Source organism: Paenibacillus aestuarii, from assembly GCF_027789125.1.
Lineage (GTDB): Bacteria > Bacillota > Bacilli > Paenibacillales > NBRC-103111 > Paenibacillus_E > Paenibacillus_E aestuarii.
In genome coordinates, this window is sequence record NZ_JAQFVF010000034.1 from 67,724 (window position 1) to 75,855 (window position 8,132).

Consider the following 8,132-nt stretch of genomic DNA (forward strand, 5'->3'; position numbering starts at 1 on the left):
AAACCTTTAACTGCACCTCCTACCTAATCAACATACCAAAACACAAAAGCAAATAAATCTTTGACTGTCATCCTTATCAAAAAGGTTGATTAGTAGGTTAACAGTCATTTAATCACCCCCTCTCAAAACCTTCCATAAACTACCATGGAAAGTGCGCTTCACGCGATCCTGGAAAGTCTTCCACTTTTTCAACATGAATTGTCTTCTCTTAGTTTATAATTCTCTCTAAATCGAAAATCCTATCTTCAGTCAAGACGACGCTAGTTAGAAGGTAAGCGGATTATCTCTGCCCATTAATAAACCGCAAACCGTCCTAAACTATAGTCGAATAGCCCCCATCTAGCATTTAGGTGGGAGCGCGTGTAACGATTAGATGAGCCGGTAAGAATCCGGAAGCAACGGCGACCACGACATAAAGGGCTCCGATGCCTGAGAGTCCTGGGGATTCACAAGCTGAGGTTACTGACAAGTGAGCCTTCTTTGATCATAATTTGGTCACTTTCTCTCGATATTTGTCGAAATTGTAGCGCTTCCAAAATGATTCTATTAGAATTTTGATAATAAAACAATGATCTATTATGCAAATTCCCCCCCCATTTTTTATCTATCTAGAGGATTAGTCCCAGCTGTCCAAGAGTGTTTTCAAAGCGAAGCTAGGTGCATGTTGCAACAATCATCGCACCATGCACCTATCAATGTTTTACTCCAATATTTATGGGTCACGACCGCAAGATCGAATATATTAAAAATAAGGTTTGCGGTTGCTATATACGAATAACCGAATTGTTTAGGACCACGTTCTTCTTGGCATTTTCTCCTTTCTCGGAATGCCATTTCCGTGACTGTTCCCTTTAAGGCAGGCACAATAAAGTAACCCGCTCCATTTGGAGAATCCTACGTGAGAACGAATATATTCTTCACGGGGATTGTTCGGGATTGGACGGCTGTGTTTCAGTTTGAATCAACATATCTAGCTTTGCATCATTTCGTTACCGATCTGCCGGACCGTCGAATGATTGATAACAATTCAGGATTGAAATGGGATCAACTGATTGAACCCGAAGGTGTATGTGCGGAACTTTTTGGATATCTTAAAGAACAGGGGTTCTTAATTGAGATTCCTATTCAAGCCTTCTTGGATGCTTACCTAAGTGAAATGGCCGGCATAGAGAATTGGCATTTATCCTCGCCAAAGCATAAGCTGATGATCTGGTGTCATAAGGAAGATATGTCGTTCCTAATTGAGATGTTCTTCAGTCAACCATTCGCTCCTTACGGCATCAAAGAATCGAGAGAGTGGCCGAATTTGGAGGATGTACTTGAAACATTCCAGCTGACTCTATGGGAAGAAGTAGTACCTGAGAAAAAGCGGAAAAAGCCTGCCGTTGTAGCAGGAGAAGACTTGGTGGTTGGAGAAAAAGTACCCGAAGAGATTGAACAGTTCACGGACAAGGCTATTGAACGAATATTCAAGGAAAATACGATAGTCTGCGCCAACTTCTCTGGAGGCAAGGATAGTTCGGTTATCATTCAAAAATGTATTCGATATAAAATGGAGCATCCGGAATCTAGCGCTCGCTTGATTATCTTAAGTGCAGATACAGGTGGTGCGGATCTCCCTTTAATGCGTCAGCATATCCGATAGGTGAAAGCTGTAGAAGCTCTTAACTTAGATATTGAGTTTATTATCGTAGAACCGGAAGTAGAGAATTCCTATTTTTCTATGGTAATCGGACGTGGATATATTGCTCCAAGCGTAAATTTTAAGTGGTGCGTCGATAGGCTCAAGATTCTTCCAGGCCGAAAAGCATTACTAAAATTAGTAGAAAGTGGAGAAACGGTATGCCAAGTGCTAGGAAGTAGGTCCTACGAGAGTACTCAACGTGCAAGTAGTATTCAATCGGAATATGGCGATGATTTCTATGGAGCGCATGTCGTGCATGGTTCCATCCGAACTGCCGCGCCAATCAAGCACTGGACAGCACATAATGTAGTTACCTACTTGGTTCATAACCCGGCACCATATGATTATTCGAACTACCATTTGTTGAATCTCTATGGTTCAGCAGCGGGTGGTATGGAGGAGTGTCCACTTGGTGCAGCAATGCAAGATGCCAGCGAGGGGATCTCATCATGCGGAGGAAAAAAATCCAGATTTGGTTGTTGGTCCTGTACCGAGGTATCTGAGGACATATCTTTGAAGAATCTTGCCTTCGGTGACTATCCCGACCTGGAGCCTTATTATCACACAAGAACGGTATTCAAGCTCACTTAGGACATCCGTTACGGACTGAACTGGGGATACCAAAGAAAAGGTATAAACCGCTTTGAACCAGGATACGGAGACCTCACGATAGATGCTAGGACGATTTTACTTAAGAGGATGTCGGAGTATCAGATGTTGGATGACAAATTAGTTTTGAAATGAACAATAAAGTTTTGAAATGACAAATAAAGTTATGAAATAACAAATAAAGTTATGAAATAACAAATAAAGTTTTGAAATATGGTTTATCTAGCAATAGTTGAGGAAAAGATGTTAGTAAACCGCTTGTGTACAACCAGAGCCCGACCAACGATATGGTCGGGTTTTTTTATTTATTATTAGGAAAAGAGTGAGAATATGAACAGAGGTAACTCAGTAAGAAATTCTCAAGAAAATAAAATCTCCCTTATTTAAGTAACGAGCAGAATTGCACAATTTCAGGCATTTTGAACATTCAAAGGGAAAATCACATGAAATCTTTTGAAAATCAAAAAATATAGACCTTGACTGTTTAAGGTCGGCATAGTCAGAAATCCCGTAGTCATCTGGAGAACGGAGCAGGAACGGCTATTGAACGGACACTCATTAACTTTAACTGTCTGCTCTATTGACAGAATCCCTGCGATCCTCGCTGCCGTACTGGAGGGGAAGGGGCTCAATCTTTTGATTGATAAAGACCGCTACCAACACAAGAATGTGCTGTTGTTGGAGTTTAAGTCACTCGGCGGTGGCGTTGTTCAGAAGCACTATGCGTTGAAATGAGGGTTGAGATCTGATCAACGAAGGGCGGCATTGCCGCCTCAGCGGAAGAATACTTAACAAAAGGAAAAATGATTTGATACAATAGGGGAAAGTGAAAGGGGAAGCATGGAGTAATCCGTGCCCCTTGCTCGTTCCCCTTCTTTTATACGATTTATAAAATAACCTAATAGGAAATGTTAATGATTATGAAAATTGACTTTGAAAATAATACAATTAAATTTAATGTTCTGTACGGAGTAAGAAAAAAGATATCGATTCATATTGATTCTGTAGGTTTCATAACGGTTAAAGCTCCTAATAATACTAGTCAGGAGATCGTTATGAGCGCTGTGAAACAGCATGGGAAAAGAATCTTGGAACAATTGCATAAGATTGCGGAAGCTCGGGAAATCCCTAAGACAAGAGAATATCAAGATGAAGGAAGCTTCCTTCATCTTGGTAGATATTATTTTCTCCATGAGTTAATCGAAACTAATGAGCTAAATGAAGAAGAATTGAAAATTAAGCTTAAGAAGTTTTATTTCGCAAGCTGCAAGAAAATTATTGGGGAACGAATAAAAATATATCAAGCACAACTGAAAGTAAAGCCCAAAACGATTGAGGTAGAAGAGTCTAAAACCAAGTGGGGCAGCTGCAGCTCGGATAAAAAAATAACCTTTAACTATCGTTTAGCCATGGCTCCAATTGAAGTTATTGATTATGTAGTAATCCATGAGCTCTGTCATCTCACTCATATGAATCATGATCGATCATTTTGGAGACTTGTAGGAAGCATTATGCCGGATTATAAAGAAAAGGAAAAATTTTTGGCGAGGCATGGTCATGCTATGACACTTTGAGGACCTTTATGCCAAAATTATATTCAGTTATGACTAAGGTAACGGGATACTTTAGTACAATATAAATATTAAAAAAAAAGGGAAACTACATTGAATAAATCTAATATCACTATTGGAATTGTTTTATTCTGTTTGGGTTTAATTATGGTTTATCAGAATAATTTTGCTATTTCCTGGTCTATAGGGCTTGTAATTCTTGTAGGCTTAGTTTGCTTGTTTAGAGGGCTTAGGAAGGCTAAAAAGTAGTCTCTTTCAGCTCCCATTTAAACAGCTCAATTTATATGCTTTTATAAATGGACGTTTTATCTAATATTGAAGGGCTATCTCGTGCAGTATTTTGCTCAGCTAACTGGCAGATATGTTTAGCAAAAATTCACGAGGATGAGCTGTGTGTTATTATTGGAGAAGCATTAAGCCTTCAAATATTTTAGGAGTCGATAACTCTGGCTGAACCATTTAACTTTTCAAAGAATTTGACCACTATTGTAAAACTTAAGGAATATGGATTTTCAAAAAAGGGGCAAACCTTCACAAGGGAAAAAAGACTTGGGCTAAAAGAGGAAATAAATTTTCAACGTAGCCAGTTTAACATACCTGGATACCCTTATAAATTTTTCTTAAATATTAGAACTATTTCTGAAAGAAAAATTGATACATATGTAAGATTGGGAAAGCCATCGTCTATTCAAATTCCAGATTATTATAAACAATATCTTCAATCGCCTCTGGAGAACCGACCGAATCCGGAAGATGTATTTACTGAAGAACAAATAGTGGCTATAAATCAATTCAACAAATCGAATGAGTGGCTCTATTCTACTGAGGATGAATTAATCGAATTACTTTATTCATCCATAAGAGTCATAAAAACCAAAGGATTTTGCTACTTCGATGCAAATGCAGATTTATTGCAAGAAGATTTAACTCCGCAGGAATACAGAATAAGACAATTAGAATTGCAAAAAAGACTTCCCAAAATTTAGACTAAAGTCTTTAGAAAATTGCCCGATAGTTACGCTAACGGACACGATAGTTGAATCATATTTAGACAGCAATATTTCCGACTCGGCTCTAGCAAGGCTAGCTAATGTATAAAATGGACTTTCACTGGGGATTTTAATTCAATTCAATATGAAGGAGTTGAAGTAACCATGACCCAGCAAATTAACGACGATAATAAAATCGAAGTTGATTCAGATGTAAATGAGGATCATAATCGAGAGGAGCAACTAGATGACTCCTTTGAAGCGTGGTTGGGGAGTATCGGTGCTCAGGGGAAGAAAAAGCTGGATCTTACAAATGTTCCGCAAGCCAATGTATATGATTATATCGTAGATATGGATGAGGATCCTAACTAGGTTCAATTCACGATAAAAAATAAGCCCTCGAGTTCAGTGTGGGGATTCTCGAGGGCTTTATATTGTCTTTTTTTGACTTGACTTCAAACAAACATGCCATTCGGCTCACGATCTGATATTATGCGGCAACCATTTACTTACGGATTCATTATGGAGTAGATGTGATTGCAGGTGTGGTCCTTTCCTTATTCATTGCTTGGATTTGTCCTAAGCTTTTAGCGTTGTGGGAGAGAGGACGAGGCGGTATATCAAGACCGTCTAAGATTTCAAAAGAAAGCCGCCTTTTTCTTCGGATTCGAAGAAATGAAGGGCGGCTTTTATTTTATAAACGCAGGGCAGCTCATAAATTTGATTAACTTTGTCTGAATTCACCTGAAAACACGAAATCACTTAACGGTTTCCGGCTAGAAGGTACCTCTCGCTCTTGAAACTTCTCCGCCAACGCTTCGACCGGACCGCGATAGCCGATGGCAATGACCGCGTGAATGTCGTAGTCAGCGGGTATTTGAAGTGTTGTCCGGGCAGCTTCTTTGTCAAAACCACCCATGGCGTGTGTGATTAAGCCTTGGTTCGCCGCTTCTAAGGCGAGATAACCCCAAGAAGCTCCGGCATCAAAAGCGTGCGAGGAGTTCAGATTTCCATTCGCTGTTTGTGTGTAAGAGATCACAACTGCAAGGACAGGGGCGTTCTCGCACCATTCACGATTTCCAGCAGCGATAAAGGGGTGAAATTTGGCCCGTTCTTCAGCCGTACGTGCAACAATGTAGCGCCAAGGCTGCAAATTTCCGCCTGACGGAGCCCATCGCGCCGCTTCAAAAAGGCTTAGCAAAACATCCTCCGGTACATCCTGGTCCTTGAAGGAGCGTGGGGACCAGCGTGTTAAAAATTGGGGGTGAATCTCGTGGTCAGGTTGGCGGCGGTCTTCAACCTCTGCCGGTAAGGAATGGGTCATAATAATTTCCTCCTCTTTTTTTAACTCATATTTATTTTAGGTGATTTTACCATTGAATACAAATCTCAACAAATTTGCAAGAGTTGTATGTTTGACGATGTCGGAATAAATTCTTGTCATTTATCGGAACAGATTCTTGACATCGACAGCTAGTGTCCAATGACACAAATGTGCCTACATAAACCAGAGCAAAAAAGCTTAAGAAATCAAGCTTTTATTTTTTTATGTAGGAGAATTTGTGTCATAGAAAAATGCACAAATTTCCCTACATTGTAGTCATGTGACACAAATCTCCCTACATTCTAGACACCGATATCTAGACAGGTTAAAGACTCGATCAATTTTCAGCAAGCAGGCGTTAAACTACCATGAAAATTAAAGATTGGGCATTCTCAGAAAAAGGGCAGCATGAAAGAAGACGCTGCTCTTTCATTTTTTAAAGTGTAGCGGCGCCTATGAAATGGGGGGATCAGGAGACTTCCGAAATCGAAACGTTATAACCTAAGCTCTCAAGCCTTCGAACTGAATTCCGTACAATTGCTCCGAGTTTCTGTTTGTCAAAGTAATCTTCACCTAGATCAACATACATTTCTTTTCTTGTCAATAAATAATAAGCGATTCTTAGCATGGCATGGGCCACAACAATAGCAGCTCTTTTTCTGCCTTTTCGTGCTAAAGTTCGCCTATACATTGCACCAAGATAGTTTTTGGATGCACCTACCGAATGCGCTGCTTCTGTTAAAGCAGATTTTAAATATTTGTTTCCTTTTTTGCCTTTGGAAGACTTTCGTTTGCCGGCGCTCTCATTATGTCCAGGCACTAATGCAGCCCAAGAACATAAGTGAGCCGCACTAGGAAACTGTTTCTCTATGTTTGTTCCGAGTTCAGCTAGAATCTGTTCCGCCATCCGAGGGGCAATTCCAGGTATGGAGTCCAAGCGTTCTACGTCTTCTTGATACGAACTAACCCTGTTTGCAATTTCTTGATCTAACATTTCAATTTGTTCGGACAGAAAGTCAATATGAGTTAGAATTGTCTTGATCATTAAACGCTGATGGGGGTTTACGTAACCTCGAAGAGCTAGCTCAAGTTCTGCTTTCTTCTTTTTCAGTGTTCGTTGAGCGAAGTTTGCCAATTTCTCAGGATCATCTTCACCTTCTGCAATAGCGCGAAGCATATCCTTAGAGGAAACGCCCATAATATCGGAAACAACAGAGCCGAGTTTAATGTTTGCTCCTTCTAGAACCTTTTGTATTCGATTGTGCTGTCTGGCCCGTTCTTCAATAATGCTTCGGCGATAACGGACTAACTCTCGAAGTTCTCGTTGATCGCGGTTTGGAACGAAGCTAGCTTTTAGAAGTCCATGGCGTAGAAGTTGGGCGATCCATTCAGCATCTTTGACATCTGTTTTACGTCCTGGTAGTGCCTTCATATGTTGGGCATTTACGACTAAAAACTCGATATCCTCAGCTTCTAGCAGGTTAACAATTGGCTTCCAAAAGACTCCTGTGCTTTCCATAGCAACATGAGTACATCCATGTTTTTTAATCCAGTCGATTAATTGCAACAAAAAGACTGTTTTAGTAGAAAACGTACAAATCTCCTTTCCTTCTGGTGTCATTACACATGCTGTAATGGAGTCTTTATGAACATCCAAACCACATGCGCGTTCAATGAGAATTTCCATTGAAAGCATCCTTCCTACGGCACTAAAATTGGAGCTGGTGCAACAACCAAAATAGGATTAATCTACCATGAGTGCTTCCCAAGAGGGAGCGACATTCTGTGATGCACCGTGGTCGTCGGAGTCAGACTAACGGATGGGCTCTACCGCACCATAGTTCATCGACCTTCTTCTCCCAGCCGTAGTAGCAGTATTGACGGCTTTTTGATTTCATTTTCATCCTCTGTGATGCAGCGCTGTTTCGCGCGCTGCATGATTGGCTAACGGGCAG

At 40.4% G+C, this 8,132-nt stretch carries 8 protein-coding genes; 6 read left to right on the forward strand and 2 right to left on the reverse strand.

Going from position 1 to position 8,132, the window contains the following annotated elements; genetic code table 11:
• Positions 1-898 precede the first annotated feature (898 nt).
• The 6 genes from O9139_RS17025 to O9139_RS17050 all read left to right on the forward strand — a co-directional run bounded on the left by O9139_RS17025 (position 899) and on the right by O9139_RS17050 (position 5,225).
• Positions 899-1,645, forward strand: a complete 747-nt coding sequence (locus O9139_RS17025; protein ID WP_270880669.1) for an adenine nucleotide alpha hydrolase family protein — start codon at positions 899-901, stop codon at positions 1,643-1,645.
• Positions 1,646-2,275, forward strand: a complete 630-nt coding sequence (locus O9139_RS17030) for a phosphoadenosine phosphosulfate reductase domain-containing protein (protein ID WP_270880670.1) — start codon at positions 1,646-1,648, stop codon at positions 2,273-2,275.
• Positions 2,276-2,836: 561 nt separating this feature from the next.
• Positions 2,837-3,028 (forward strand): hypothetical protein, encoded by a 192-nt coding sequence (locus O9139_RS17035; protein ID WP_270880671.1) that lies wholly within the window; start codon positions 2,837-2,839, stop codon positions 3,026-3,028.
• Between the two features lie 185 nt (positions 3,029-3,213).
• A complete protein-coding gene (locus tag O9139_RS17040) occupies positions 3,214-3,867 on the forward strand; it encodes a M48 family metallopeptidase (RefSeq protein WP_270880672.1) in 654 nt (217 codons plus the stop codon).
• A 473-nt stretch (positions 3,868-4,340) separates the two neighbouring features.
• Positions 4,341-4,850: a DUF4304 domain-containing protein gene (locus O9139_RS17045; RefSeq protein WP_270880673.1), complete on the forward strand. Its 510-nt coding sequence runs from the start codon at positions 4,341-4,343 to the stop codon at positions 4,848-4,850.
• A gap of 168 nt (positions 4,851-5,018) precedes the next feature.
• On the forward strand, positions 5,019-5,225 hold the full coding sequence (locus tag O9139_RS17050) for a hypothetical protein (RefSeq protein WP_270880674.1): 207 nt from the start codon (positions 5,019-5,021) through the stop codon (positions 5,223-5,225).
• Positions 5,226-5,577: 352 nt separating this feature from the next.
• Here the strand turns inward: O9139_RS17050 and O9139_RS17055 are convergent, their stop codons facing one another.
• The gene (locus O9139_RS17055; RefSeq protein ID WP_270880675.1) at positions 5,578-6,177 is read right to left on the reverse strand and encodes a nitroreductase family protein; all 600 of its coding nucleotides are present in this window, start codon (positions 6,175-6,177) and stop codon (positions 5,578-5,580) included.
• A 469-nt stretch (positions 6,178-6,646) separates the two neighbouring features.
• Positions 6,647-7,864 carry an IS110 family RNA-guided transposase gene (locus O9139_RS17060; RefSeq protein WP_270880676.1) on the reverse strand — a complete coding sequence of 406 codons (1,218 nt, stop codon included), beginning with the start codon at positions 7,862-7,864 and terminating at the stop codon, positions 6,647-6,649.
• Between the last annotated feature and the right edge of the window lie 268 nt (positions 7,865-8,132).